Annotated in this window: 1 protein-coding gene; it reads right to left on the reverse strand. The window is 68.3% G+C overall.

Going from position 1 to position 344, the window contains the following annotated elements; genetic code table 11:
- A partial coding sequence (locus F8271_RS31940) for a transposase (RefSeq protein WP_192580572.1) occupies positions 1-344 on the reverse strand: 344 nt, incomplete at both ends.

Below are 344 nucleotides of genomic sequence, written 5' to 3' on the forward strand. Positions count from 1 at the left end.
CGCGATGTCCCGCACGGTCATCCCACCGGCATACAAACTGATGACCACATCCGAGAGGCCACCGAGGCGGCGGGCATTCTTCGGCAGCAGCATCGGAGTGAACGTGCCCGCCCGATCCCGGGGCACCTTCACCTCGACCGGCCCGATCTCGGTCTGCACCGTCTTCGCGGTGCTCCCGTTGCGCGAGTTGCCCGACCCCTTGCCCGCCGGATCGTGCTTGGCATAGCCCAGATGATCCCGCAGCTCGGCCCGCAGCCCCCGCTCCAGGACCGCCTTCACCAACTCCGACAGGAACCCACCCGGCCCGGTCAACCGCAGCCCATCGCCCTTGACCTGCGCCAAGA

The sequence above is a fragment of the Micromonospora sp. ALFpr18c genome (assembly GCF_008868155.1).
In the GTDB taxonomy this organism is placed as follows: domain Bacteria; phylum Actinomycetota; class Actinomycetes; order Mycobacteriales; family Micromonosporaceae; genus Micromonospora.